This is a genomic window from Vibrio ruber DSM 16370, from assembly GCF_900163965.1.
GTDB classification, from domain to species: Bacteria; Pseudomonadota; Gammaproteobacteria; order Enterobacterales; family Vibrionaceae; genus Vibrio; species Vibrio ruber.
Map to the genome: position 1 here is coordinate 1 of NZ_FULE01000008.1, position 26,118 is coordinate 26,118.

Genomic DNA, 26,118 nt, shown 5'->3' on the forward strand with positions numbered 1-26,118 from the left:
TGTTGGGACAATAGCCCGATGGAGCGGTTCTTCAGAAGTCTAAAGACAGAATGGATACCGGTGTCGGGTTATAGGAGTTTTAGCGAAGCAAGACAGCATATAACTCGTTACATCACAGGTTATTACAGCCAACTTAGGCCCCATCAATATAATGGTGGGCTGACACCCAATGAGTCTGAACGACTATATTGGAAAAACTCTAAAACCGTGGCCAATTTTAGTTGACCACTACACTCCTCAGAAACAAGAACACGATACGGTGATGGATTTTGTTGTCATTAGTTTTAGTAATCCGATTGAGTTAACTTTTGTCGATAAAATCGAAAGTGAACCACATATATTGAAAGAAGTTTAATTGTCTTATAAAAACAGATGTTTATGGTAAAGTGCCACTAAGCGGTCGTGATTCAAAGGAACAGCCGGGCTCACCTCCCGCCATGTACCGATTATCTGTATATACACCATTTCACATGAGTGCCGCTTTAATACCGTTTAGACGTAGTAATTTTATCCCTGCCAGCACTGGCATGTGCTTATCATTTACTTTCAATATTTTTGGGGTCGTAATGATCGGGATGAATGAACAGAAAACATAGGTGTTTCAATGAATATATGCAGCAAGTCATAGCTCATAGCGGCCAGATACGATGAACCAAAAAGGCGAACCGATATCATGTTTTGGTAGTTTTTGGGGACGTTGGCTGATGCGCTGTATTTGATGGATTATTTATTTTAATCAGCATCTTATGTTGACTGTTATCTCCTTTAGTGTTCATCAATTGTCCTGAGTTATGGACACTATTTAGTATTGTGACCACATCAATATTTTCTTATCTTGAAACTCACAGAGTCTCCACCGCTCCGAAACCGAAGACGAAATAGCATAGATTGAACGATGAATCATGGATTGATAACCAAAGGTAAAAATTGAAATGATTACCTCACGACAACATAAATTATTACGTTTTCTGCTCCAACAGCGAGAGTATGTCACCTTATTCAATTTGGCAGAGCAATTTGACGTCTCGAAAAAAACAATCCAGCGTGATCTGAATATGATTGAGGATTACTTAGCGGGTTCGAACGTTCAGGTGGATAAAAAAGTCGGGGCAGGGGTTTTGCTGTTGGCCGACAATACCGCAGACCTCTTGCAACTGGAACTACAACTCAATGGTGAGAGTGAAGATTCAGACAACATGATGGGACACGCCCGCCGGATAAAAATTGTGTCCTGGCTATTGAGTGAGACCCCCAAAGAAACGTCAATCAACAAGCTGTCAGAACGTTTTTATATCAGCAATGCCTCTGTCGTGAATGATCTGAGAATGATTGAAGATTGGATAACGCCGCTTGGGTTACAGTTGATTCGCAGTCAAAGCGGTACCCGGATTCAAGGGGATGAAAATCATGTCCGTCAGGCGATGGCTGCCTTGATCAACGGCTTAATCAACCATCAGGAGCTTGGTCTTGTCAACCATTCAAGACTGGACTCGGGGAGCTATAAAGCGCTGGTTCAGTATTTCGGTCACGACGAAGTCGCCTTTGTTCAGGGGCTGCTGCAAGACATGGAACAAGAACTGGCCTACCCATTAGGTGAAGCGTACTACATCAATCTATTTACCCATATTTTGATTATGATGCATCGCCGCACCAGAGGAAATTTACTCGATCAACCCGATCCTGTCTCCCGTCAACCCTTGGCGGACACTGTGTTTCTCGTCGCCGAAAGCATGGTAGAAAAAATTGAGCAATACATTGCTTTACCGCTACCGGATGATGAAGTGTGGTTTATTTACCAGTACATTATTTCATCGGGTGTGTTAGTCGTTGAAAATCACAACAGCCAGAAGTTGCACTCAGAATTATTCAGCGATGAGGCGCGTGAGATTACATCGGATTTAGTGACGCACTTTTCACAGCTCATCAATATCGATCTGAGTCAGGACAGCCAGTTGTATGACGGCTTGGTCGTGCATATCCGTCCCCTGATGAATCGACTGCATTATCAGATTAATATTCGCAACCCCTTGCTGGAGGATATTAAAAATGAGCTGGTGGATGTCTATCACTTAACCCGGATTGCGATAGAAAATGTCTTGCGCTATCGCCTTAAACAAGACGGCCTTGAACAGGAAAACATTGAACAAGAAGGTATTGAAAAACAAGCGATTAAACAAGCAACGACGCAACATAAAGTGTCTGATGATGAAGTGGGATATCTGGCGGTTCATTTTCAGGCAGCGATTGAACGCCAGATCACCCACAAGCGTGTTCTGTTGGTGTGCTCTACCGGAATCGGCACATCACATTTGCTGAAAAGCCGGATTTTGCGTGCATTTCCTGATTGGGAGATTGTTGCCGCGGTACCCGTCGGTAATGTGCAGCGAGTGAACCAGCAGATGCAGCCCGACCTGATTATTTCTACGGTTCATGTGTCAGAGGTCGAGACGCCCGTCGTCTATGTCACTGCATTTCTGAATGATGCCGATATCCAACGGATTACGGAAAAGCTCATCACAGAGAAACTACAGCAAGCCAGTGATGCGTATGCGGTGACGCAAGCTTGATTTCATGTTAACGGGGAACATCAATGGATATTTCATCAGTGCTGAAGACGCAACATATCAAATTAAAGATGAGCGCCAGAACCAAAGCGGAGGCCATTGAAGAATTAACCGATTTATTGGTGCAGGGGGGCTATGTGAGCAACAAAGCTCAGTTTCTTCGGGATGTCTGGCAACGGGAGGCGCAAGGGGCCACCGGATTTGAAAATCATATCGCCCTGCCGCATGGCACATCTTCGGCGGTCAGCCAAACCGCGTTGGCGATTGGGCGAGCTCCGCAGGGCATTGATTGGCAAGTTGAGGATGGCAGCGATATTCGTTGCATTATTTTATATGCCATTTGTTCGGATGCGCCCAATACGGATCATCTTCGTTTATTAACCCAGGTTTCATGTGCATTGGCAGATGAGGGGATTATCGCGCAATTACTCGCAGAGAATGAACCTCAAAATATCATCGCAATGTTGAATCAATCGTCGTGAGTCACCGATAAAATGAGTCTGTATGCTTTTATTTTCTTATCTTGTCAGTGTTCATCAATTGTCCTGAGTGATGGACACTATTTAGTATTGTGACCCGGGGGTATTTTTCTTATTGTTATTATCATCGAGGACGGCCGAATAATAATGACCAGATAGTTTGAGCGGCGAATTCTATTTTATCTGATGATTGATTGGGTTTGGTACAGGGGAATTGGGTGAGATATCGAATCTTTTATTCAATATTAAAGAATAATCGCATGACAGCACTTTTTTCATTACAGCAGTTTTTATGACAGAAAGTGATATCCGGTCAGTGATACACAAACTGTTTCTCAATTTTTATTCAATATTAACAAAGGTGGTTTATGGATATTTCGACAGTGCTGAAGGCGAAACATATCAAATTAAATATGCTCGCCAGAACCAAGGAAGAGGCCATTGAAGAATTAACCGATTTATTAGTCCAAGATGGCTCTGTCAGCGATAAAGCGCAGTTTCTTCGGGATGTCTGGTTACGTGAAGAACAAAGTTCAACCGGATTTGAAAACCATGTTGCGATCCCGCATGGCAAGTCTTCAGCGGTCACTCATACCACACTGGCTATTGGTCGCACTCAGCATGAAATCCCCTGGGAAACCATGGACGGGAGCGATATTCGTTGTGTCATTTTATTTGCTGTGCGTTTAGCGGATCAGGACACGATGCATATCCGGTTATTAACACAAGTTTCAAGCGCATTAGCCGACGAGGAGATTATCGCGCAATTACTGGCAGAAAATGATCCGGAAAATATGATTAAAATTTTTAATACACAACATGAAGTGAATGCTTAAGTTGAACGTCCACTCATTTTATTTCTCATCGCAGAAATAAAACACTGAATAAATTATCGAGGGTGATTATGAATATTGTTGGTATTTCAGCCTGTACGGTAGGGATTGCACATACCTATATTGCACAGAAAAAGATTGAAATCGCAGCCCAGAAAGCGGGCCATCATGCAAAAATTGAAACGCAGGGCACGATTGGGATTGAGAATGCATTAACAGCAGAGGACATTGCCCAAGCCGATATTGTTTTACTGGCGGCTGATGTTCAGGTCTCCGGAGAAGAACGATTCGCCGGAAAAAAAGTCGTCAAAGTGCCGACAGAAATGGCGGTGAAGTCACCCAATAAACTGATAGAAAAACTACAAGAAATCGTCTTAAGCAGTCAAGCACAATAAAAATAACAGCGATTGATTTATCCATTACATCCAACATGAAATAGAAGGTGCTATATATGAGCATGAAAGAAATATGGAAAGCAGCCAATCCGAAAGGGCATCTGCTCACCGCTATATCATTTTTAATTCCCATTGTTTGCGGTGCTGGTTTTATTATTTCCATCGGTTTATCGCTGGGCGGTACCGTTCAAGACACACTGGTTCCCGGGCAATTTGATGTGTGGGGCGTTCTCGCCACCGTCGGCGCCAAGGCGCTCGGTCTGTTGCCGGTTGTGATTGCCTGCGGGATCGCCGGTTCGATTGCCGGTAAACCGGGTATCGCACCGGGTTTTGTGGTCGGGCTCGCGGCGAATGCGATTTCTGCCGGTTTTATTGGCGGGATTCTCGGTGGTTACATGGCGGGCTATCTGGCACTTGCCATCATTAAACATGTCAAGGTGCCCAACTGGGCGAAAGGATTAATGCCGACTTTGATTGTGCCTTTCTTTGCCTCGCTCATCAGTGCGCTGGTTATGGTCTATATCATCGGTACTCCCGTGGGGGTTTTTACCGAGGTGCTGACCTCTTTCTTAAAAAGTATGAGCACCTCATCGAACTTGGTATTAGGCGCGGTGATTGGTGCACTGTGTATTATTGACTTTGGCGGGCCGATTAATAAAACATGTTTTGCCTTTGTATTAACGCTTCAGGCGCAGGGGATTAATGAACCGATTACCGCCCTCCAGTTGGTTAATACAGCCACACCGGTTGGTTTTGGTCTGGCTTATTTTATTGCCAAACTGCTGCGTAAAAATATTTATAACTACGAGGAAATCGAAACCCTTAAATCTGCGGTTCCGATGGGCGTGGTTAATATAGTGGAAGGCGCGATTCCGATTGTGATGAACGATATTGCCCGTGGGATTACTGCGGCAGCGATTGGCGGTGCCTGTGGTGGAGCGATTACTCTGGTGTATGGCGCTGATGCGACTGTCCCTTTTGGGGGGATCTTTATGCTGCCCACTATGTCGAACCCGATGGCCGGACTGATGGCTTTAGTCGTCAATATTCTCGTGACCGGTACGGTTTATGCGCTGATTAAAAAAGATGTCCCGATGGATGTCATCGCAGATAATGACGAAGAAGAGCTCAATTTAGATGATATTAAAATTAACTAGCGACCTCTTTGTAAAATAGCAATGAGTAACATAGTGATTTAAATAGACTCAGTCTCAAATTTAAATATTTAAATTATCCATATAAATAATGGCGTGAATTATATAACTTTCGCCTCGTTATTGAATGGTGAGGGTTTGTTATTGCTATTTGAACTATCTTTTCACCAAAGAACGGAATTTGAAAATATGAGTGAACATATACATATTTCTCCATCGTTAATGACTATGGACCTTGATCAATTTAAAGAGCAGATTACTTTTTTAAACGATCACGTTGATTCATTTCATATTGATATTATGGATGGACATTTTGTCCCGAACTTAAGTTTATCGCCGTGGTTTATTGAACAGACCCGTAAACTGAGTAATAAACCGATGTCCGCCCATTTGATGGTTACTGACCCGACATTCTGGGTGCAGCAACTGATCAATATTCAGTGTGAATTTATCTGTATGCCAGCAGAAAACACCAATGGCACTGCCTTTCGTCTGATTGACCAAATCCATGCTGCCGGGCTCAAGGCCGGTGTGGTGTTAAACCCCGAGACGCCGGTAAGCGCGATTCTGCCGTATATCGACCTGCTTGATAAAGTCACCATCATGACCGTTGACCCGGGATTTGCCGGGCAACGATTCTTGGTCAAGATGCTCGACAAAATTACCGAGTTAAGACAGTTGCGTGACACGCATGACTACCACTATCTGATTGAAATGGATGGCTCAACCAATAAAGAGCACTGGCAAGTGATCCATGCTGTCAAACCCGATATTTACGTGATCGGGCGCAGCGGGCTGTTCAATTTGACGGATCATATTGAAAGTTCATGGTTCCAAATGGTGGCTGAGTTTGAACAAGCGACGGGGGAAACATTTCGCTAGTTTGGTTCAAGTCAGTGGTGGCCGGGCTGTGGGGCGATGAACACACAGCCCGGACCGATTTTTTTAAAAGCAGCATATGAGTTTATAAAAATCCCCGCTCTCTCAGAACAAATGGCTAGCCCCTTGTTTCCATAAACAAATAGGTTCCTAAGCAACTAGGGTGCTATCCTCCCCCGACAAACCCGTTCCGTCATCTCCCGTAATTTGTCCACTTCACTTTGTAAATATGTCAGCTCTTCGGCGGTGATTTCGTAATGTTCAGAATAGCGGGCATCGATGTAGGCGCGTTTGAGGCGCTGGAAGCTGCGACGGTGAAACTTGTTTTCCATCGGGAACAGTTCGGCAAAGGCCGGGTCTTGCTGGGCGCACATCGAGCGCAGGCTTTCAATATTGTGGGTTTTGGGCAGATAGTTGGTACACACCAATAGGGTGCAGGCGAACAGGCGTTCGGTGGCCTGATGAAGCTCAAAAGCAGCGATCGGATAATCTTCACGTTCAATACAGTGGCCGTAATTGAGGTAAAACGATTCTGCATTAGCAAACCAACGTTTAAAGTGTTTTGCTGCAATCGAACGTGATTCTTCCTCACTTAAATTCCCCGGCGTGGGCAGTTCCCGCTTATCGGCACTGAACAGTTCAATGCCCTGTTCCCGAATATCTTTAAAGAAGTAGTGACCTTGCTGGAGTTGCTGATGGACTTCATTGAGTGTGTGAACGATCAAGCCGAGCGGGGCAGAGGTCACCCGACGCGCGATCTGCTCTTCGGCACTGTGCCACACCGCGTACTCTTCGACTAATGACGAGCGGTTGACGATCACCAGAATATCGTAATCGCTGATATAACCGTTGGGGCGGTCACTGACCCATGTGCCTTTGGCATGGCTGCCAAACAGGATAATTTTGAGGATCCGAAACTCAGCCTTGCTGCCATTTTTGTTGCGCAGAAAATCATCCAGCGTATCGCGTAATACGGTGGTGATGGTGTGAAGTTCTTGTTGTTTCCGCTCCGGGAGGTGATCGAGTGCTGTTTTCATCGCGGTTATCCTACTACGAGCCGGGGGCAAAACAAACCGTTACCACATCGAGCAGTGTTGTTTTTGTTGATGATTTTCGGTTTTGTCATAGTGATACCCGGCTGTGAATTGATGTCGGTATCGTGAGCGATTTGGGTGGCGGTGACGATATACGCAGGGTCACTTTGCGACACAATTCAGGAAAAATCATACTTTTCTAATGCTTGTGGGATATATTGCGCTGATATTTTGTACAACTACACTACGTAAGACCACGGGAATAAAAAGCATACCCACCATAACCAATGTAGCCACATCATCAGATCCATTTTATAACCACGTTTGATAGAACGGTGAACAATAAATGGGTAGATCAGGCTATAAATGACGAGAACACCTCCAGCGCTCATGCCTGAAATCAGCGTGAACATGACACTATTTTTATTAAAATACCATTGTGGGTCTTTGGCTAATTTACGAATCAGCATATAGACATGTTCTCTATCACCGAAACTGTAGCGCATCATGCAGATGAAAAAGACTATCATCCAGACAAGGGCATAAATACTGATACCACGCAAAATAATCTCATACATAACGGGCTACTTCATAAGTTCTACAATGACAGCGTATGAAAAAACCATCCACCACAGCCAGTGTAACCACATCATAATATCCAATTTATAACCACGCTTTACAGAACGACGGACAACGAAAGGGTAAATAAAACTATAGATTGCTAAGAGTCCGCCAGCGCTGATCCCTGAGATCATGATGATACCTTTATCTTCTAGGTACCAATTCGGATTTCTTGCCAGCTTACGAACTAATGTCTGTACATGTTTTCTATCTCCAAAACTATAACGTAGGCTACAGATAAAGAAGACTATCATCCAGACCATACCAAACAAACCAAGGCATCTTGAAATTACTTCATTCATAATAATTATTATTTCTAACTAGTTAAAATTACTTGGAATACCAAAATCACTAAAGATACTTTTGTTGATATAGGATTCGATCTCATTGGGGATATCATCCATAAATTTAGATTCAATATTATCAAGTAAGTCGCCAAATTTCATGGAGTCAAAGAAAGAGCCCATTCCCATTTTTCCAGCACCAGCACCTAGAATACCTACGCCTAACGCGGCCCCACCAACAACGATTAAGATAACTGGAGCCGAAGTAATACTGAACGCTATAACAATCGCTTCCCCAGCAATCGCACCTGCTGTCCCTGCGACCCAACCACCAGCAACGCCACCAGTTTCAACCATTGTTGCCCTTGCACAGTCACTCAATCCACCGGCTTCACATTGCTGCGTGACTGAATAGGTGGCACTGGCGATGCTCAGTCCGATGGACACTTTGCCTGCGTTTTCTGCGTATTTCACCCATTTTGATGTATTTGCGAGATGTCTGCCAAGCTCCGGCACGCGTCCGCCTTCCAGAATTTCATCCGCATGGTGAATGAGTGATTTGGTTGAGTGAATGCCAAGTTTCTCTTTCAATCCGGTATTGACGGGGAGGCTCAGCGTTTTTTGGGTGAGTTTATCCAGTTGTGAGTCGAGCAGGCCGGTTAATGCCTGACGTTGTTGGATAAATGCTTCCCGACCGATATGTTTGCCCAAGAAACGAATATATAAACCATCCAGCTTTTGCAGGGTTGCAGCCACGTTCTCCAGATGTTTCTGCATTGCCGGAGCCAAAGTCCCCGTGGCGGCGCTGCTCCATGCAAAGGCGTCACTCGGTGCGCCTTGCTCGAACGCTTCACAGACTTTGCAATCCAGTGTTTCAAAGTAACGGTGATTCAGTTCGGCCTGTTCATCCGATAGTTCACCAATGGCTTCACTGGCGATTTTCGCCTCTTCCTGTAATACATCGAGTTTTTGTTGCTCTTGGTCTGATTGCGGCGCCTGACTGGCGAGTATCACCAGTTCTCCGGGGCGAACCGGGTCATTCAGATGGCCGTTCAGTTGTTGCAGCATCGAGCGCACTTCCGGGGTGGTTTCATCCGGGAGTAAGTCGTTCCACAAGCTGGCCTGAGACTGATGCTTTTCAACCATAGAAAAGCCCAAATCAAAAGCAACAGGTTCATCGGTAATACGCACCAGCGGAATATCTGCCGTGACCAGACTTTGATCATGAATTGCGATCACCTGAGTGTCGGTGAGATATTTTTCCTGATAGCGATACCAGCTATTGAGCGGTTGATTGTAATCCTGCGGGGATTGGGGCGGCATCGCACTGATCCGTTCCGGCACGACGGCGCTTTCTTGTTTCGTGCTGATATTCAGTACATCCCCAATTTTCAATGTCATCGGGTCTGCGTGATAAGCGGGATTCAGATTCAGCAATTCTTTAGCACTGAGTCCGTATTGTTGGGCGATCTCCGGCCACGATTCTCGCTTGTTACTTCCCGGAGCACGCTGCACCGTATGGGTGGTCGGCTCCTCAGGTTGCACTTGTTTCTGCTCTGCCGACTCCCGGCTCATGACCGGTTGACGGGTTGCATCCAGCAGGGCACGGATATCCAGATGAATCCCATGTTGTGCAATGGTGTCATCCAGATGGTTCAGTTGCTCCAAGGTGATGGGCTGCTTCAGATACACCAGTGACTGATGGTTGATCTCCACCCCGTTTATCTTCCAGAACACCAGTAAAGCCCGGTGACTGCACGGACAGCCTCTTGCAGTGTTCAGCACCCCTTCACGGGAAAGCGTGGCATAAAACAGGCCTTCACCATCTTCCGGCAGACAATATTCCTGAACCAATTTATTATCCCGGAAATGATACAGATACCCGGACGCCGGAAAGCCAAGCCGTCCGCCGACCTGTACCGCAGGCTGGATAGGAATATAGGCATCACGAACCATCGCTGAGCCAATGGGTTTTACCCGTACCGGATCTGGCAGACTGACACCAAGCGGAGCGCTGTCACTGAAAGCATAGAGCCTTTTCTGCTCGTTATAGGCTGCGCGGTACACATAACGAGTGCCGTGTTCCGTCCGGTCTTGCTGTTGTGGCCCGGTTTTCACTTCTGCTTTTTTACCCTGTAGCACAAAGCCATAACGGAGCATCGACAGGCGGGATTCATCCGAGCAGGCGATTTCCAGCATATATTCATATTTCGAAGCAGGAACCTGATCGGCATTATCCGGGATGGTCGGCTCAGGAACATAAGGCGGCATCGGCTGAGCCGGATGCAGGCTCCCTGAATAGCCACTACCGGAACCTCCTCCGGCAGCATGACTTCCGCCACCTTTCTCTGATAGCGCAACGCGTTCCAGATAAGCTTGTTGTGCCAGTGGCTCCAGTTGATCGGTCACGAGTGGATTGATTTGCCAGCGCTGGTGGTTCATTTCATCCTGAGCCGGGATCATCAACGGCTCTGAGGGGGTGTCATGTAGTAAAACCAGCTCACCACTTTTTAACTCGGCCTGCAATTGTCTGAAACTCATTCCGGCGGGAAGCGCTGTTTTTAAATCGGATTCTCTGAGGGAATCAAAATCACCTTCGACCTGACCAAATTCATAAGCCATCAGATCGGAAAGACGAACGACGTTGTAACTCATTGTTATTATTTTGTTGGGTTGCAATTAAATGGGGTGCATATATTACAGGAAATAGACAAAGATGGATCAGGTAATGAATGGTTGAGATTGTTTTTTTGCAAGCTCTGCCGTTTTCCCGGGGCAAGGAAAAACCGTTTATATTTTCATCACTCTTTTGTTTTCCTGATTCGATCTGGAGGGACTGATGTACCCTGGAGCCTGAATACGCTGTGTTTCTGCCAAATAGAGGCTTTCAATTGGCAGTTTATTCAGTAAAAATGGTCATTTGAATCAGACTCTGCTGTCTATTCTTGCTGATTGAGTCAAAATTATCTAATTTAGCGAAATGCACCTCTGGGTCGCTCATAAAAGTGACCGGCTGTAATACCATACAACGGTAATGTTCCAATCCATTTCAGGTATATACCTAAGGTTTTAAATAGAATGGCCATTAAGAAAAACGAACTTTATTCCTCTCTTTGGGCGAGCTGCGATGAATTGCGCGGTGGTATGGATGCCAGTCAGTACAAAGATTACGTGTTAACAATGCTGTTTATTAAATACGTGAGTGATAAGTTTAAGGGCGATCCCTACGGCATGATCGTCATCCCTCAAGGCGCCAGTTTTGATGATTTGGTTGCCCTCAAAGGGGATAAAAATATTGGCGAAAAAATAAACAAGCACATCATTGGTAAAATTGCGGAAGAGAATGATCTTAAAGGGGTGATCGACGTCGCTGATTTTAATGACGAAGATAAACTCGGTAAAGGCAAAGAGATGGTCGATCGTCTGACCAAACTGGTGGGTATTTTTGAAGGGCTGGACTTATCCGGTAACCGCGCCGATGGAGACGATTTGCTGGGGGATGCATATGAATACCTGATGCGTCACTTTGCCACCGAATCCGGTAAGTCGAAAGGTCAGTTCTACACACCGTCGGAAGTATCCCGCATTGTTGCGAGCGTGGTTGGCATCACCAAAGAGACCCCGCAGGATGCTACTGTGTACGACCCGACCTGTGGTTCCGGCTCGCTGTTACTGAAAGTCAATGACCAGTCGCAACGTGGCCTGTCCCTTTACGGTCAGGAAATGGATAATGCGACCAGTGCATTAGCGCGGATGAACGTGATTTTACACAGCTGCGAAACTGCCAGTATTTTCAAAGGCAACACCTTATCGGAACCACACTGGAAAGACGCCCCCAATAAGCTCAAAACGTTCGATTTTGCGGTGGCTAACCCACCGTTCTCCAATAAAAACTGGACCAGTGGCTTAAACCCGAATGAAGATTTGTATGGTCGTTTTACCTGGGGGATTCCACCGGCGAAAAACGGTGACTATACCTTCCTGCTGCATATTCTGACCAGTTTGAAAAGTACCGGGAAAGGGGCGGTGATCTTGCCGCATGGCGTATTGTTCCGGGGCAATGCCGAAGCCAATATTCGTGAAAACCTGATCAAACAAGGTTATATCAAAGGCATTATCGGTCTGCCGGCTAACCTGTTTTATGGCACCGGTATTCCGGCCTGCATTATCGTGATTGATAAAGAGTACGCCAGAAAAGCTTCTACCACGGCCGATGGTCAAGTGGAAGGGCGCCCGATCTTTATGATTGATGCCAGCAAAGGCTTTATGAAAGACGGCAATAAAAACCGGCTGCGCAGTCAGGATATCTACAAAGTGGTGGAAGTGTTTAATAATGGTCTGGAGATTGATCGTTACAGCCGCTTAGTGCCAATGTCGGAAATTGCTGAAAACGACTACAACCTCAATATTCCCCGTTATATCGACTCTTCCGAACCAGAAGATCTGCATGATTTAACGGCGCACCTGCAAGGTGGCATTCCGAACCGTGATGTCGATGCCCTTGGTGATTTCTGGCGTGTGTTCCCGTCACTGCGTGAGACCTTGTTTGCACCGCTGCGTGACGGTTACAGCCAGCCACTGGTGGCAGAAAGTCAGGTGAAGGCCACCATTCTTGAGCATCCTGAATTTAAAACGTTTGCTACTCGCAGTTTGTTACCGTTCAAGCAGTGGCTGAAACAGGCAGCACTGAAAGAAATTGGCAAAGGCGACAGCCCGAAAGAGCTGATTTTCGAGCTTTCTGATGCTCTGTTAACCGCTTATGCCAACAGCGATCTGCTCAGTAAATACAATATTTTCCAGATCCTGATGGATTACTGGGCGGACGTGATGCAAGACGATGTGTATGTGCTGGTGCAAGATGGTTGGCAAGCAGGCAACCTACTGCGTGAGTTGAAAGTGAAGAAAGGCGAGAAACTCAAAGAAACGCCGGATCTGGTGATCAACAAACAAAAGTATAAAGCCGAAATCATTCCGCCTACGCTGATTGTGGCGCGTTACTATGCGGATAAGCAGGCCAATATCAACGAACTGCAAGCCAAACAAGATGCCGCCACTCAAGCCTTAGAAAGCCATCTCGAAGAGCATGGCGGTGAAGACGGTCTGCTGGCGGATGCCATGAATGACAAAGATAAAATCACCAAAGCCAGTGTCGCCGCTCGCGCCAAAGGAGCGACCGAGGCCGAAGAGCTTAACGCCCTGAAACAAGCAACCAAACTGTTTAATGCGGAAGCAAACGCTAAAAAAGCAGTAAAAGAGGCACAAGAGGTGTTAGATCTGGCGGTCTTTAAGCGTTACCCAACCTTAACCCTTGATGACATCAAAACCTTGATTGTCGATGATAAATGGCTCGCCACTCTGCAAACCAATATTCAGGCGGAAATTGAGCGCGTTACCCAGCAACTGGCCCATCGCGTGAAAGAATTGGAACAGCGCTATAGCACGCCACTGCCAACCTTGACCCAATCTGTGGTAGAGCTCAGTGATAAGGTGGCCAATCATCTCAAAGCCATGGGACTGGAGTGGGCGCTATGAGTGAGGCGGCAGTAATAGCAACAGAAAAACAGACTGTGCCACAAGGCTATAAGCAAACCGAAGTTGGAGTGATTCCTGAGGATTGGGACGTAAAAAGTATTGGCGATATAGCTGTTATTTCCTCGGGAGGTACGCCTAATCGTAAAATCTCAGAATATTGGGGGGGCGACATTCCATGGGTTACTACAACTTTGATCGATGGTGGATACATCACATATGCTAACGAATTTATTACAAAGAAAGGGTTAGAAAGTTCAGCTGCAAAGATTTGTAGTATAGGTACCATATTGATGGCTATGTATGGACAAGGGAAAACAAGAGGAAAGGTCGGTGTTTTATCAATTGATGCATCTATAAATCAAGCATGTGCAGCGATTTCTTTAAAGAATAATTGCCAAAGTAGTTATATGTTACAAATTCTTAATAGCATGTACGATGATATTAGAGATTTAAGTAACTCAGGGGGGCAGGAAAATTTAAGTGGACAAATCATAAAGAATATATCCATCCCTTTCCCTCCAGAAAAAGAACAAACCGCCATCGCCAATATTCTCTCCGATATGGATGCGTTGCTGACTGAACTGGAACAACTGATTGCCAAAAAGCAGGCGATCAAAACCGCCACTATGCAGCAACTACTCACCGGCAAAACCCGCCTGCCGCCTTTTGCATTTCATAAAGAGCCCACCCACACCGGCGGTGAGCATAAAGGTCAACCCAAAGGGATGAAACCCAGCGAGTTAGGGGAAATACCGGAGGATTGGGAGGTTGTTAAGCTTAGTGAAATTGGCGATACGATCATAGGACTAACGTATAGCCCTAAAGATGTTTCAGACTTTGGTACATTAGTTCTGCGTTCTTCTAACATTCAAAATAATCAACTTTCATATGAAAATAATGTTTATGTTGATATGGAGTTACCTAATCGAGTAATAGTTAAAGAGAATGACGTTTTAATCTGTGTTCGAAATGGTAGTAGAAATTTAATCGGAAAATGCGCATTAATTGATGAGAAAGCGGCTGGTTTTGCCTTTGGTGCTTTCATGTCTATTTATAGAGTTAATGCGGCGACATCCAAGTTCATTTTTTATCAGTTCCAGTCAAATATTATTCAGAACCAGATCAATGAAATAATGGGAGCAACTATTAATCAGATCACAAATAAGGATATGTCTAGCTTTCAAGTTTCACTTCCCGTTAATAATGAAGAACAAACCGCTATCGCCAATATTCTCTCCGATATGGACGCAGAAATTCAGGTGCTTGAACAGCGCTTAGCCAAAACGCGCCAGATTAAACAGGGCATGATGCAAGAGCTGCTGACCGGTAAAACTCGGTTGCCGGTGGAGGTCGATGAATGATGAATGCTGTCAGGGAAGATGTTGCGCTGGATAAAATGGTAATAAGTGTCGGACAGTTATTATTAACGCCGGCGCTGACCATCCCTGAATACCAGCGCCCTTATAAGTGGACTGAACGAAATATCAGCCAACTATTTCAGGATCTGGCGCTTCACCAGCAGCGTGTGGCTTATCGTCTTGGTACTGTGGTACTGCATGAGGAAGAAAAAGAAGGCGTTACGGTTTTAAATATTGTTGATGGTCAACAGCGCATATTAACACTGGTGTTGGCAATCTACGCAATCATGACATGTCGGCGTTCTGAGTTGCAACGTGCCGATTTAAAAAAGCAGCTTGATAAATTGGAACCTTGTGTACGCGTTTTTATGCAGCGGCAACAGTTCAGTCGCGAGATCAGCAAACAAAATTTGCTTCGTAACTATCAGGGACTGACTCGGTTGATTCAGAAACATGAATTTACCGAAAGCCATATCGATTTTTTGCTGAATCAATGTCAGGTGGTTATTTTTGTTTTGCAAGATATCTCTGAGGCGTTTCAGTTTTTTGATTCCCAAAATGCTCGTGGGCGTGACCTTGAGCCCCATGATCTGTTAAAAGCATTTCATTTACGCGAGTTTTCACAAGAAGAACAGTCACTTAAAGCTTCAGCTGTTTCGGGCTGGGAGGCGATGGAAAGTGATGCGTTAGCAACATTGTTTGCTCAATATCTCTATCGGGTACGCCGCTGGGCCTCTGGGCATTCAGCTCGTTATTTCGGCAAGAATGACATTAGTCTTTTCAAAGGTGTCAATCTGGATAAGATTGGTCACTTCCCTTACGTAGAATCACTACGTATCTCTCATCATTATGTCGACGACTATAATCAACAGTATCACCGCAAAATTGATGGCCATCAGATGCGTTTCCCCTTTTATCTCGATCAGATCATTATTAATGGTCGGCGTTTTTTTGAGATGACGGAACATTATCAACAGCAGGTTCAGCAGATAAGCCAGTCAGAGCAAGATGAAGGTCGGGTGTTTATGGGTATAGAGCTGACAACCATGGCTGTCGATATTTTAGTGCTGCTAAATAGCAATGAAAAATATCCGCAACGTCATCGTACCGGGGACAAATATGTACGGTCTATTTTTGATTGTGCTCTGATTTTTTATATTGATAAATTTGGTCTTGAATCTCTCTCTGCTGCTATTGAGAAGATATTTATCTGGGCTTATTCCCTGCGAATTAAACAGCAAGTCGTTCAACTGGCGACGATGGATAATTACGTACTCAATTTTAATTTGCTCAGAATGATTAAAGAAGCGATTGATCCGCTTGATGTTTTGATGATGCCCCTACAGAGCCTTTCTGATAGCGATAACCGTAATAACCGTAACAATAATAATGCCGATAAGGATCCGCTTGTCTGCATGTTCAGGAAGATGAATTACTATGTCAAATCAGAGTAATGAACATATCGTTGAATTCTCTGTTCAACAATTGCTTGGTGATGCGGCGAATTATCTTATCCCTATGTATCAGCGAAATTACGCATGGGGGGAGAGAGAAATTAATCAGTTGGTTCAGGATGTGACGGATTATCAGTCGTTAATCAAAAATCCACGTTACTACATCGGTACCTTGATCGTTTATCGGCGAACTGATGGTGTATTTGAAGTGATTGATGGGCAACAGCGATTTACGACGTTATCGTTAATGGCTCTCTATCTGAGTCATCAAAAGCGGAATGATGAGTTTGTACTTGTGAAACAACTGAATCTGACTTTTGAAAGTCGGCCAAAATCACAAGCCACATTGAAGGGACTATTGCAGGGGATCCAACCCCATTTACTTGTGGGGGATGAATATAACGAATCGCTAGTTCGTGGCTATATTCTTATTGGCAGGGCTCTTGAACGACTATCGATTAAGCTTGAGGATTTTGTTTATTATCTATTTCATAGAATCAATATTATTCGAGTTGAAGTCCCTCAGGGGACGGATCTTAATCATTATTTTGAAGTGATGAATAACCGCGGTGAACAGCTAGAAAAGCATGAAATACTAAAAGCGAAATTACTATCGGTTCTGAATCAAATAAAAAATGAAAGGGATCGAACTCGCTCAATTCAGGTGTTGCATAAAGTGTGGGAAGCGTGTGCGAATATGGAGCGCTACGTTCAGTATGGTTTCTCTGTTGAAGAAAGAAACCGATTTTTTGGTCATGAAAACTGGGGCCAATTTACTGTTACCAATTTTGATGGTTTGATGAATGGACTAGATGAAAAAGAATACGCTGAAAACACCAGCTCCTTATTTGATATTATCAACCAAAATCAAAATTTTTCTGAAGAAACCGCTACTAATGAGTATGAATCACCGGATCGTTTTCATAGTGTGATTGATTTTTCTAATTTATTGCTGCATGTTTTACGTGTGTATACACAAGAAGATATTGCTCTGGATGATAAGCAGTTGATTAATCAGTTTGATCATCATCTGTTAAAAAAAACGCAAACAGTAAAACAGGTCAAAAAATTTATATTTGCTTTGCTTAAATGTAAATACTTGTTTGATCAATTTGTCATCAAACGAGAGTTTACCCAGAGAAAAGATAACTGGAGTTTGAAAAAACTAAAATATTATTCTCCGGAGAAAAAACGTTTCACAGTTAGTTTTGTCAATAGCTTTGATGATAATGATAACGACTATGCTGGGATTAACCGGGAAGTATTGATGCTACTTGCTGCGTTTCATGTATCTACACCAACTTCAGTCTATAAACACTGGTTGAATGCTGCGCTGTATTTTTTATATTACGATCAAAATAATAGTGCTGAAGATTATTTAAAATATCTTATGAATATCGCTAAACGATTTGTATTTGAACGCTTTTTAGCACCTGGTGTTGGGGAAGATTATTATCATATGCTTTATGACCGCTATGATGAAGATGTACCTAAAAACAGAAAATTGAAGGATATCGCAACGGAAAAATTATGCTATGGACAGATTGAAAGTAACTTTGTATTTAATTTTTTAGATTATTTGCTTTGGTTAGGCGGGAAAGAGTCATCCTCAAAGATTAAAGAATTTGAATTTACCTTTCGCAGCTCTGTTGAGCATTTCTACCCTCAGCATCCGATAGGTGAATTCTCTAAGCTAGATAGTGAACATTTGAATTCATTTGGTAACCTCTGTTTGATCAGTCACAGTAAGAATTCCCGTTTAAGCAATTTCCAGCCAAATAGTAAACTAGAATATTTTGAAAAGCAGAAAGAGATAGACAGCCTCAAGCTTTACCACATGATAAATCTGACGAAAAAAAATAACGGTTGGACTGAAACTGAAATTCAGCAACATGGTGAAGAAATGGTTGATATTCTTCTACATTCAACTCAGGAATAAAAGGCATACCATGAGCGTAGTTGGACAAAAAGAGCGCGTCACACAAAACCGAGTGGTGAAATTTTTTCAGGATCAACTGGGTTATGACTATTTAGGCAACTGGGAATATCGCGCGGAAAATAACAATATAGAAACGGAGCGATTAACCCAGTGGCTTAAAAAACAAGGGGTGTCGAATGCCTTGATCGTCCGTGCGCTGCATAAGCTTGATAAAGCTGCGGCTCTGGGAGAAGGCAAAAAACTCTTTGACGCCAATAAAGAGGTTTATCGCTTGTTGCGTTATGGCGTGAAAGAGAAAGAAGGGGCAGGTGAGCAAAATCAAACCGTGTGGTTAATTGATTGGAACCACCCTGAGAACAATGATTTTGCGATTGCTCAGGAAGTGACGGTGAAAGGCGAACACAAGAAACGACCGGATATCGTGCTGTATGTGAACGGTATTGCGTTGGGTGTCATTGAACTGAAACGCTCCTCGGTCTCTGTCGCTGAAGGGATTCGTCAGAATCTCGATAATCAGAAGAAATCCTTTATTCGTAGTTTTTTCACCACCATGCAGTTGGTGATGGCCGGCAATGATACTCAGGGATTACGTTACGGCACGATTGAAACGTCTGAGAAATATTATCTTGAGTGGAAAGAGGCCGAAACTGAAAACACATTACCCCATAAACATATTCAGACCGATACACTTTTAGATATTCATATTGCTCAACTGTGCGAGAAAGCGCGCTTTTTGCAGATTGTGCACGATTTTATTGTCTTTGACTCCGGGGTAAAAAAGACCTGCCGCCATAATCAGTTTTTCGGTGTTATTGCGGCGAAAAAGCATGTGCAGCATCGTAACGGCGGCATTATCTGGCATACCCAAGGCTCGGGGAAAAGTCTCACTATGGTTTGGTTGGCCAAATGGATTCGTGAGCATGTCAGTGATGCACGGGTTTTAATTATTACCGACCGCACTGAGTTGGATGAACAAATTGAAAAGGTGTTTACTGGCGTCGATGAAGATATCTACCGCACCCAAAGTGGCGCGGATCTTCTGGCGACTTTAGGGCAAACAAACCCATGGTTGGTGTGTTCTCTCGTACATAAGTTTGGACGTAATGGCGAGGCACTGAGTGAAGATGAAAACGATGCAGCGACTCAGCGTTATATTGAAGAGATAAAAGCCGCTGCAAAAGGGTTTGAACCCAAAGGCAACTTGTTTGTTTTTGTCGATGAATGTCACCGTACCCAATCAGGAAAATTGCATGAGGCAATGAAAGAGTTTTTGCCTGATGCGATGTTTATCGGTTTTACCGGTACACCACTGATGAAAAAGGATAAGAAAAAATCCTTAGAGGTGTTCGGGCCTTATATTCATACCTATAAATTTAATGAAGCCGTTGAAGATGGGGTGGTGTTGGATTTACGTTATGAAGCGCGTGATATTGACCAACATCTAACCTCACAGAAGAAAGTGGATCAATGGTTTGATGCGAAAACCAAAGGTCTGTCGAATTTGGCGCGTATGCAGCTCAAACAAAAATGGGGCACGATGCAGAAAGTGCTTTCGAGTCGCTCCCGTTTAGAACAACTCGTCAGTGATATTCTGATGGATATGGAAACCAAGCCCCGTTTGATGGATAGACGCGGTAATGCGATGTTGGTATGTGCCAGTGTTCATCAAGCTTGTGTGATTTACGATTTGTTCAGCCGGACGGATCTGAATGGCAAGTGCGCTATTGTGACCAGTTATAAACCAGCCCCCAGTACAATTAAGGGGGAGGAAACGGGGGAAGGGCTGACCGAGAAGCTCTTTAAGTACGATACGTATCGTAAAATGCTGGCTGATTATTTCGAACAAAGCGAAGACGATGCTGCGAAGCGAGTTGAAGAGTTTGAAAGAGAAGTCAAAAAACGCTTCATTGAAGAACCGGGACAAATGCGTTTGTTAATTGTGGTCGATAAACTGTTAACGGGCTTTGATGCGCCATCGGCGACCTATCTTTATATTGATAAAAGTATGAGGGATCACAGTCTGTTTCAGGCCATTTGCCGGGTGAACCGCTTAGATGGTGAAGATAAAGAGTACGGCCATATTGTTGACTATAAAGACTTGTTTCGTTCATTAGATAAGGCGATCAAGGACTATACCAATGAAGTCTTTGATGGTTATGACCACGATGATGTTGCCGGATTGCTGAAAGATCGGCTCGTGGGCGCAAAATCGGATCTCAATGTTGCGCTGGAAATGGTGCGGGCATTATGTGAACCCGTGAAAGCACCGCGGGCAACGACGGATTTTATTCATTATTTTTGTGGTGAGTCTGGTGTTGAACCGACTGATCCCGATGAACGAAGTGAGAAAGAAGCGCTACGTTTGGCTCTGTATCAATCCGTTGCGAAGTTATTGCGAGCTTACGTCAACCTCGCTAATGAGATGACTCAGGCGGGCTACACTGAGCTGCAAGCGGAAGCGATTCGCAAAGAAGTGGCATTTTATGAAAAAATCCGTGACGAAGTGAAAGTAGCGAGTGGTGATCTTCTGGACAGCAAACGTTTTGAACCTGCGATGCGTCATTTATTGGATATGTATATTCGTGCGGATGGCAGTGAGCTCTTGATGGATTTTGAGGAGTTTGGTCTGATTGATTTGATCATCAACAAGCAAGATATGACATCTGTCCCCAAAGGGATTCGTGACGATGAAGATGCGATGGCGGAAGCCATTGAGAATAACGTGCGTAAAACCATTGTGGATGAGAATCCGGTTAACCCGAAATTTTATGATCAAATGTCGGTGCTACTGGATGAAATTATTCGTTTACGTCGTAAAAAGGCACTCGACTATCAGGCGTATTTGGAAGAAATTCGTAAATTAGCGCAGAAAGTGAAAAATCCAGCGGGAAATCGAAGTGCCCATTATCCGGCATCAATCGATTCGATGGCGAAGCAATCTTTATACGATAATTTAGGCAATGATGAAGTGTTGACTGCAAAGATTGATGCGGCTGTCCGTTATACGAAGAAAGCGGATTGGGTTGGGGATCGTTTTAAAGAGCGTGAAATAGCCCGTGCGATTAATAACGAAACGGTCGGATATGATATCGACATTGACGAAGTCATGAAACTGCTTAGAGCTCAGAAGGAATACCATTGATGCCGGCTGATAGCTGTTCAACTATGACGATTGGTCGTATTGAGGTCGAAGTCCATCGGAAATCAATCAAGAACATTCATTTAAGTGTATTACCTCCGAATGGACATGTCCGTTTATCTGTGCCACAGAATACGAGTGAGCATGCTATCCGTTTGGCGATCATTCATAAATTGGGGTGGATTCATCAGCAGCAAGCTGACTTTGCAGCACAGCCTCGCCAGACCACCCGAGAGATGATAAGTGGTGAAAGCCATTATGTGTGGGGACGCCAATACCGGCTTGATGTTGTTGTCAGTTCAGCCAAGCACGCTGTTAAGGTGAAAAATACAGAATGGTTAGAACTGAAAGTGACACCCAATACGACAACGGATAATCGGGTTAAATTGCTCAATCATTTTTATCGTCATGAAGTTCATCAAGCGCTCGAAAATTTGCTCCCTTTTTGGACGCAAAAAACAGGCATCAGTGTGAGTGCGGTTGGTGTGAAGAAAATGAAGACCAAATGGGGCAGTTGTAACATTCAAGCGAAACGATTGTGGTTGAATTCAGAACTCGCTAAAAAACCACCTGAATGTTTGGAATACATATTGGTTCACGAGATGGTTCATTTACTCGAACGTCATCATAATGAGCGCTTCAAGCATCTGATGGATCAATTTATGCCTAACTGGCGAGAGCGGCGTAGTTTGCTTAATAGTTTGCCTTTGGCGTATGAGGATTGGCGTTATTGATTCTGTATTGTTTATTAATGAAGAGAACTAACCAGTAATTTGTCATGGGACACCCGCAATGAATGACCAAGAGATTACCGATAAGGCAATTGCTGAAGCTAAAAAAATCAAAAAGGCTCTGGCTAAGAAAATGGTTGATCATTTGCCTCAGGAAGAATCTGCAGTCTCTGTTTTTATGGCAGGTTCTCCCGGGGCAGGAAAAACTGAAACAGCACGTAATATTTTGAGGATGTTTAAAACTCAAAGTGGTATGTCGCTAGTCCATATCGAAAATGATGAGCTTCGTAAAGAGTTCGAGGATTATCATGGAGAGAATTCATCGTTGTTCCAAAGACCTGCTACTCTTCTGGTAGAGGCGATTCATGATCGTGCTTTAAAAAAGGATGTAAGTTTTATCTTAGATTCAACATTGTCTAGCTTTGAAAAAGCAAAAGACAATATCGAACGTTCTTTAAAGCGTGGACGTTATGTACAAATTATCTTTGTATATCAGGAGCCAGAACAAGCATGGCGCTTGGTGAAAGCACGAGAAAGAGTTGAAGGGCGAAGAGTTCCTGAAGATGTGTTTGTGACTCAGTTTATGCAATCGCAACAAGTCGTTAGTGAATTAAAGAAAATATTTGGTTCTGACATCGATATTATGTTCATTGAGAAAAATATTGACGGCAAGAACGAAAGACCTCATTTTAATGTGACTGACATTGACGCATTGTTACGCAAAAAGTACAATCGCCAATCTCTCGAAACCATCGTCGGATTAAGACAATCATAAGATAAGGAGGAAAGGATGATCGGTACTAAACGTGAAAAGGTTAAATCCACACCTTTCTCTGATTTTATTCGTCATGCTTCATCAAGCGAGAAACGTAAACTCTTCGATAAAGTGGTAAGAGAAACGATTAAAGAACAGCAAGAAATGATCGCAAAAGCTGATCAGCGTGTTTGTCGTTAGAATAAAACGTAATTTTATCAAGGCCGCTGTTAAGCGGCTTTGTTGTTTCTGGATTTTAAAAAATTCATAGATATCATCACCTTGAACTAACCCAATAGCGAGAGGTGATGATATGCAAGACCACCATACGTTTGATTCGATTGAAAGAGGTCATGGCTGTCGTTGCCCCGACTAAAACGGGCAGTTTAAACCGCCACTTTAAGCGCTCGATACTCTTTCAGTGACATCATTTTCAATCCGCTGTGTGAATGATAGATTCTGCGAGCTTAACAAGGACCGTTGTTGCATCCGGCAGTCGTTCATCCGTTTACCGAAGATATTCAGTGGCTAGCCCTTATTGTCCCAAGTCTCTGGACCCAAGCACCTCAGTCCAATTTGAGTTGATCACTACAATTTGAGTTGATCACGACAAAGCAACTAGGGTGCTATCTTCCCGCGACAAACCCGTTCCGTCATCTCCCGTAATTTGTCCACTTCACTTTGTAAATACGTCAGCTCTTCGGCGGTGATTTCGTAATGTTCGGAATAGCGGGCATCGATGTAGGCGCGTTTGAGGCGCTGGAAGCTGCGACGGTGGAACTTGTTTTCCATCGGGAACAGTTCGGCAAAGGCCGGGTCTTGCTGGGCGCACATCGAGCGCAGGCTTTCAATATTGTGGGTTTTAGGCAGATAGTTGGTACACACCAATAGGGTGCAAGCAAAAAAGCGTTCGGTGGCTTGGTGAAGCATGAATGCTGAGAGATTCAAGTCTTTGTTCTCGAACATAATTTTGAAATATTTTTCATGTTGTTCAGCACTTTCAAACCAGTGGCTAAAGTGTTTACTGGCAATTGCCACTCGCTCGGCCTCACTTAAATTCCCCGGCGTGGGCAGTTCCCGCTTATCGGCGCTGAACAGTTCAATACCCTGTTCCCGAATATCTTTAAAGAAGTAGTGACCTTGCTGGAGTTGCTGATGGACTTCATTGAGCGTGTGGACGATCAAGCCGAGTGGAGCGGAGTTAACCCGACGCGCGATCTGCTCTTCGGCACTGTGCCACACCGCGTACTCTTCGACCAATGACGAGCGGTTGACGATCACCAGAATATCGTAATCGCTGATATAACCGTTGGGGCGGTCACTGACCCAGGTGCCTTTGGCATGGCTGCCAAACAGGATAATTTTCAGGATCCGAAACTCAGCTTTACTGCCGTTTTTGTTGCGTAAGAAATCATCCAGCGTATCGCGTAATACGGTGGTGATGGTATGAAGTTCTTGTTGCTTCCGCTCCGGGAGGTGGTCGAGTGCTGTTTTCATCGCGGTTATCCTACTATGAGCCGGAGGGAAAACAAACCGTTACCGCATCGGGCGGCGTTGTTTTTGTTGATGATTTGCGGTTTTGTCATGGTGATACCCGGCTGTGATTTGATGTCGGTATCGTGAGCGATTTTGGTGTTGGTGGCGATATACGCAAGGGCACTTTGCGACACAATTCAGGAAAAATCATACTTTTCTAATGCTTGTGGGATATATTGCGCTGCCACTTGGAGGCAAGTCGGATACCTTGAGCATAAGAAAGCAGATACAGGACATTTTACCCAGCCTCACCATCTATTAATAGCGATTTTAACACAGCGGGAGAAGACGGTAGCATTCCGACTTTTAAGCCAAATGGTTTGAATACCTTGTTGAGAATCTCTGTATTGTAGCTGCCCCGATCATTCTCTATATCTGAGAGTGTTTTTCTTGAGACATCGACAAGTCTTGCGAACACATCCTGTTTGAGTCCCAGTATATTAATGCGCAAACTTTTCAACGCTCGGCCTTGTGTTAGCTCTCCAAGCAATAAGTGTTTGATGATTTTGTTTGCCTCGGTTTTGCGTTCTGCTGCACTTACTGCTTTGGTGTTTTTTGAGGTTTTCGATCTAGTCGGAGTATTAAGTTGCGATCGTTCTTTGGTCGAATGAGTTGCATTCGTCCCAGTCTTGGGCTGATGTTGATTTCGGTTTGCTCTTAGACGAGCCACCGTATCTTGTACGGACTCTTTATTGCTTGGCTTATTCATAGTAGCCCCCATTTAGTGAGCTTTTCTGGTATATAATTAAGTCCAACGGCTGGCATCTCCAAGATTTGTTCTGGTACTCCTCGTAACGCTAGTCTCTGCTTTAAGTCAATGCATTTACTTGCAGTAACCTCTAGCTCTTGTAATAACACTTCTTTTGGCACGAGATCAGATAAGGTGTCCGCTACTTCGTAGCGCTCAGGAAGAGAGTCTTTTATTCTTAAGTTACCAATAGGCGACATTGTGCCAAACTTGAGCAAAACATAGTCTTGTTCATCAGAACTAAGGTCTTCAATATCTAGGTATTTAACCCAGTACCGTCTACTAGCACCGCTAGGCATAATATCGTCTAGAAACTTTAACCATCCAGGTTTACCCATGTCATCAAAAAAGAATGAGACAGGGTGGTTTAGTGAAACAGCGTGAAAGTCATCTTTATCGTGATGTTCTAGCGCATAGTCGCTGAGGTAGTTGAGTTCAGTCACTCGGAAATTATGTTGGCTACTTTTAGGGAATGAGATGATACCAATATCTATCCATTCACCTCTGATAAAAGCTTGTACGGTTAGTTCTTCCATCGACAACACCTCTACTTATCAATGAGTAAAACTTTACTCTTAAAGTCATTTTTTTTCAAGTAATGAGTAAAAACTTACTCATTAATGCGTAGTAAGACTATTTATGAGTAAATTATTACTCATAGGATGTAAGTCAAAATTGTTGATG

At 44.1% G+C, this 26,118-nt stretch carries 21 protein-coding genes and 1 pseudogene; 15 read left to right on the top strand and 7 right to left on the bottom strand.

Annotated features, from left to right (window positions below; translation table 11 throughout):
- The 7 genes from VR7878_RS01915 to alsE form a co-directional block, all read left to right on the top strand.
- A partial coding sequence (locus VR7878_RS01915; RefSeq protein WP_139343959.1) for an integrase core domain-containing protein occupies positions 1 to 225 on the top strand: 225 nt, incomplete at its 5' end.
- Between the two features lie 707 nt (positions 226 to 932).
- Positions 933 to 2,567 carry a BglG family transcription antiterminator gene (locus tag VR7878_RS01920; protein ID WP_205409402.1) on the top strand — a complete coding sequence of 545 codons (1,635 nt, stop codon included), beginning with the start codon at positions 933 to 935 and terminating at the stop codon, positions 2,565 to 2,567.
- Positions 2,568 to 2,590: 23 nt separating this feature from the next.
- On the top strand, positions 2,591 to 3,046 hold the full coding sequence (locus VR7878_RS01925; protein ID WP_077332918.1) for a PTS sugar transporter subunit IIA: 456 nt from the start codon (positions 2,591 to 2,593) through the stop codon (positions 3,044 to 3,046).
- A 365-nt stretch (positions 3,047 to 3,411) separates the two neighbouring features.
- Positions 3,412 to 3,879 (top strand): PTS sugar transporter subunit IIA, encoded by a 468-nt coding sequence (locus VR7878_RS01930; protein ID WP_038182204.1) that lies wholly within the window; start codon positions 3,412 to 3,414, stop codon positions 3,877 to 3,879.
- A gap of 68 nt (positions 3,880 to 3,947) precedes the next feature.
- Positions 3,948 to 4,271, top strand: a complete 324-nt coding sequence (locus tag VR7878_RS01935) for a PTS fructose transporter subunit IIB (protein WP_038182201.1) — start codon at positions 3,948 to 3,950, stop codon at positions 4,269 to 4,271.
- 56 nt (positions 4,272 to 4,327) lie between these two features.
- Positions 4,328 to 5,428 (top strand): PTS fructose transporter subunit IIC, encoded by a 1,101-nt coding sequence (locus VR7878_RS01940; RefSeq protein ID WP_077332920.1) that lies wholly within the window; start codon positions 4,328 to 4,330, stop codon positions 5,426 to 5,428.
- Positions 5,429 to 5,614: 186 nt separating this feature from the next.
- A complete protein-coding gene (gene alsE / locus VR7878_RS01945; RefSeq protein ID WP_077332922.1) occupies positions 5,615 to 6,307 on the top strand; it encodes a D-allulose 6-phosphate 3-epimerase in 693 nt (230 codons plus the stop codon).
- Positions 6,308 to 6,462: 155 nt separating this feature from the next.
- On the opposite strand, the gene VR7878_RS01950 is transcribed toward alsE, so the two are convergent.
- From VR7878_RS01950 to VR7878_RS01965, 4 genes are all read right to left on the bottom strand, one after another.
- Positions 6,463 to 7,341, bottom strand: coding sequence for a HEPN domain-containing protein (locus tag VR7878_RS01950; protein ID WP_077332924.1), 879 nt, complete (start codon positions 7,339 to 7,341; stop codon positions 6,463 to 6,465).
- Between the two features lie 236 nt (positions 7,342 to 7,577).
- Complete coding sequence (locus tag VR7878_RS01955) at positions 7,578 to 7,916, bottom strand: hypothetical protein (RefSeq protein ID WP_077332926.1); 339 nt, start codon at positions 7,914 to 7,916, stop codon at positions 7,578 to 7,580.
- A gap of 6 nt (positions 7,917 to 7,922) precedes the next feature.
- Positions 7,923 to 8,261, bottom strand: coding sequence for a hypothetical protein (locus VR7878_RS01960; protein WP_139343973.1), 339 nt, complete (start codon positions 8,259 to 8,261; stop codon positions 7,923 to 7,925).
- Between the two features lie 18 nt (positions 8,262 to 8,279).
- Positions 8,280 to 10,898, bottom strand: coding sequence for an MIX and LysM peptidoglycan-binding domain-containing protein (locus VR7878_RS01965; protein ID WP_139343974.1), 2,619 nt, complete (start codon positions 10,896 to 10,898; stop codon positions 8,280 to 8,282).
- A gap of 423 nt (positions 10,899 to 11,321) precedes the next feature.
- On the opposite strand from VR7878_RS01965, the gene VR7878_RS01970 reads away from it, so the two are divergent.
- From VR7878_RS01970 to VR7878_RS21225, 8 genes are read left to right on the top strand one after another with little or no spacing between them, the layout of a single operon-like run.
- Complete coding sequence (locus tag VR7878_RS01970; protein ID WP_077332932.1) at positions 11,322 to 13,775, top strand: type I restriction-modification system subunit M; 2,454 nt, start codon at positions 11,322 to 11,324, stop codon at positions 13,773 to 13,775.
- Complete coding sequence (locus VR7878_RS01975; RefSeq protein WP_077332934.1) at positions 13,772 to 15,136, top strand: restriction endonuclease subunit S; 1,365 nt, start codon at positions 13,772 to 13,774, stop codon at positions 15,134 to 15,136. The genes VR7878_RS01970 and VR7878_RS01975 overlap by 4 nt, the downstream gene beginning before the upstream one ends.
- Entirely contained in the window at positions 15,133 to 16,587 is a 1,455-nt protein-coding gene (locus VR7878_RS01980) for a DUF262 domain-containing protein (protein ID WP_077332936.1), read from the top strand. Before VR7878_RS01975 ends, VR7878_RS01980 begins: the two co-directional genes overlap by 4 nt.
- A complete protein-coding gene (locus tag VR7878_RS01985) occupies positions 16,571 to 18,526 on the top strand; it encodes a DUF262 domain-containing protein (protein ID WP_077332938.1) in 1,956 nt (651 codons plus the stop codon). Before VR7878_RS01980 ends, VR7878_RS01985 begins: the two co-directional genes overlap by 17 nt.
- A gap of 10 nt (positions 18,527 to 18,536) precedes the next feature.
- Positions 18,537 to 21,668, top strand: a complete 3,132-nt coding sequence (locus VR7878_RS01990; RefSeq protein ID WP_077332940.1) for a type I restriction endonuclease subunit R — start codon at positions 18,537 to 18,539, stop codon at positions 21,666 to 21,668.
- Positions 21,668 to 22,399, top strand: coding sequence for a M48 family metallopeptidase (locus VR7878_RS01995; RefSeq protein WP_205409403.1), 732 nt, complete (start codon positions 21,668 to 21,670; stop codon positions 22,397 to 22,399). Before VR7878_RS01990 ends, VR7878_RS01995 begins: the two co-directional genes overlap by 1 nt.
- Before the next feature lie 58 nt (positions 22,400 to 22,457).
- Positions 22,458 to 23,171 (top strand): zeta toxin family protein, encoded by a 714-nt coding sequence (locus VR7878_RS02000; protein WP_077332942.1) that lies wholly within the window; start codon positions 22,458 to 22,460, stop codon positions 23,169 to 23,171.
- A 15-nt stretch (positions 23,172 to 23,186) separates the two neighbouring features.
- Entirely contained in the window at positions 23,187 to 23,351 is a 165-nt protein-coding gene (locus tag VR7878_RS21225) for a hypothetical protein (RefSeq protein ID WP_162841936.1), read from the top strand.
- 417 nt (positions 23,352 to 23,768) lie between these two features.
- Here VR7878_RS21225 and VR7878_RS02005 read toward each other — a convergent pair whose 3' ends face one another.
- The 3 genes and pseudogenes from VR7878_RS02005 to VR7878_RS02015 all read right to left on the bottom strand — a co-directional run.
- Positions 23,769 to 24,647 carry a HEPN domain-containing protein gene (locus tag VR7878_RS02005; RefSeq protein WP_077332944.1) on the bottom strand — a complete coding sequence of 293 codons (879 nt, stop codon included), beginning with the start codon at positions 24,645 to 24,647 and terminating at the stop codon, positions 23,769 to 23,771.
- Positions 24,648 to 24,924: 277 nt separating this feature from the next.
- Positions 24,925 to 25,407: a helix-turn-helix transcriptional regulator gene (locus VR7878_RS02010; protein WP_077332946.1), complete on the bottom strand. Its 483-nt coding sequence runs from the start codon at positions 25,405 to 25,407 to the stop codon at positions 24,925 to 24,927.
- 158 nt (positions 25,408 to 25,565) lie between these two features.
- Positions 25,566 to 25,970: pseudogene (locus VR7878_RS02015) on the bottom strand (type II toxin-antitoxin system HipA family toxin); the annotation flags it as partial.
- Positions 25,971 to 26,118 lie beyond the last annotated feature (148 nt).

Excerpts from the sequence above, each read along its gene's own strand:
- VR7878_RS02000 (WP_077332942.1), top strand. The coding sequence starts at position 22,458 with ATGAATGACCAAGAGATTACCGATAAGGCAATTGCTGAAGCTAAAAAA.
- VR7878_RS02010 (WP_077332946.1), bottom strand. The coding sequence starts at position 25,407 with ATGGGGGCTACTATGAATAAGCCAAGCAATAAAGAGTCCGTACAAGAT.
- VR7878_RS01995 (WP_205409403.1), top strand. The coding sequence starts at position 21,668 with ATGCCGGCTGATAGCTGTTCAACTATGACGATTGGTCGTATTGAGGTC.
- VR7878_RS01960 (WP_139343973.1), bottom strand. The coding sequence starts at position 8,261 with ATGAATGAAGTAATTTCAAGATGCCTTGGTTTGTTTGGTATGGTCTGG.
- VR7878_RS21225 (WP_162841936.1), top strand. The coding sequence starts at position 23,187 with ATGATCGGTACTAAACGTGAAAAGGTTAAATCCACACCTTTCTCTGAT.
- VR7878_RS01980 (WP_077332936.1), top strand. The coding sequence starts at position 15,133 with ATGATGAATGCTGTCAGGGAAGATGTTGCGCTGGATAAAATGGTAATA.
- VR7878_RS01990 (WP_077332940.1), top strand. The coding sequence starts at position 18,537 with ATGAGCGTAGTTGGACAAAAAGAGCGCGTCACACAAAACCGAGTGGTG.
- alsE (WP_077332922.1), top strand. The coding sequence starts at position 5,615 with ATGAGTGAACATATACATATTTCTCCATCGTTAATGACTATGGACCTT.
- VR7878_RS01935 (WP_038182201.1), top strand. The coding sequence starts at position 3,948 with ATGAATATTGTTGGTATTTCAGCCTGTACGGTAGGGATTGCACATACC.
- VR7878_RS01925 (WP_077332918.1), top strand. The coding sequence starts at position 2,591 with ATGGATATTTCATCAGTGCTGAAGACGCAACATATCAAATTAAAGATG.
- VR7878_RS01940 (WP_077332920.1), top strand. The coding sequence starts at position 4,328 with ATGAGCATGAAAGAAATATGGAAAGCAGCCAATCCGAAAGGGCATCTG.
- VR7878_RS01965 (WP_139343974.1), bottom strand. The coding sequence starts at position 10,898 with ATGAGTTACAACGTCGTTCGTCTTTCCGATCTGATGGCTTATGAATTT.
- VR7878_RS01920 (WP_205409402.1), top strand. The coding sequence starts at position 933 with ATGATTACCTCACGACAACATAAATTATTACGTTTTCTGCTCCAACAG.
- VR7878_RS01985 (WP_077332938.1), top strand. The coding sequence starts at position 16,571 with ATGTCAAATCAGAGTAATGAACATATCGTTGAATTCTCTGTTCAACAA.
- VR7878_RS01975 (WP_077332934.1), top strand. The coding sequence starts at position 13,772 with ATGAGTGAGGCGGCAGTAATAGCAACAGAAAAACAGACTGTGCCACAA.
- VR7878_RS01930 (WP_038182204.1), top strand. The coding sequence starts at position 3,412 with ATGGATATTTCGACAGTGCTGAAGGCGAAACATATCAAATTAAATATG.
- VR7878_RS01950 (WP_077332924.1), bottom strand. The coding sequence starts at position 7,341 with ATGAAAACAGCACTCGATCACCTCCCGGAGCGGAAACAACAAGAACTT.
- VR7878_RS01970 (WP_077332932.1), top strand. The coding sequence starts at position 11,322 with ATGGCCATTAAGAAAAACGAACTTTATTCCTCTCTTTGGGCGAGCTGC.
- VR7878_RS01955 (WP_077332926.1), bottom strand. The coding sequence starts at position 7,916 with ATGTATGAGATTATTTTGCGTGGTATCAGTATTTATGCCCTTGTCTGG.
- VR7878_RS02005 (WP_077332944.1), bottom strand. The coding sequence starts at position 24,647 with ATGAAAACAGCACTCGACCACCTCCCGGAGCGGAAGCAACAAGAACTT.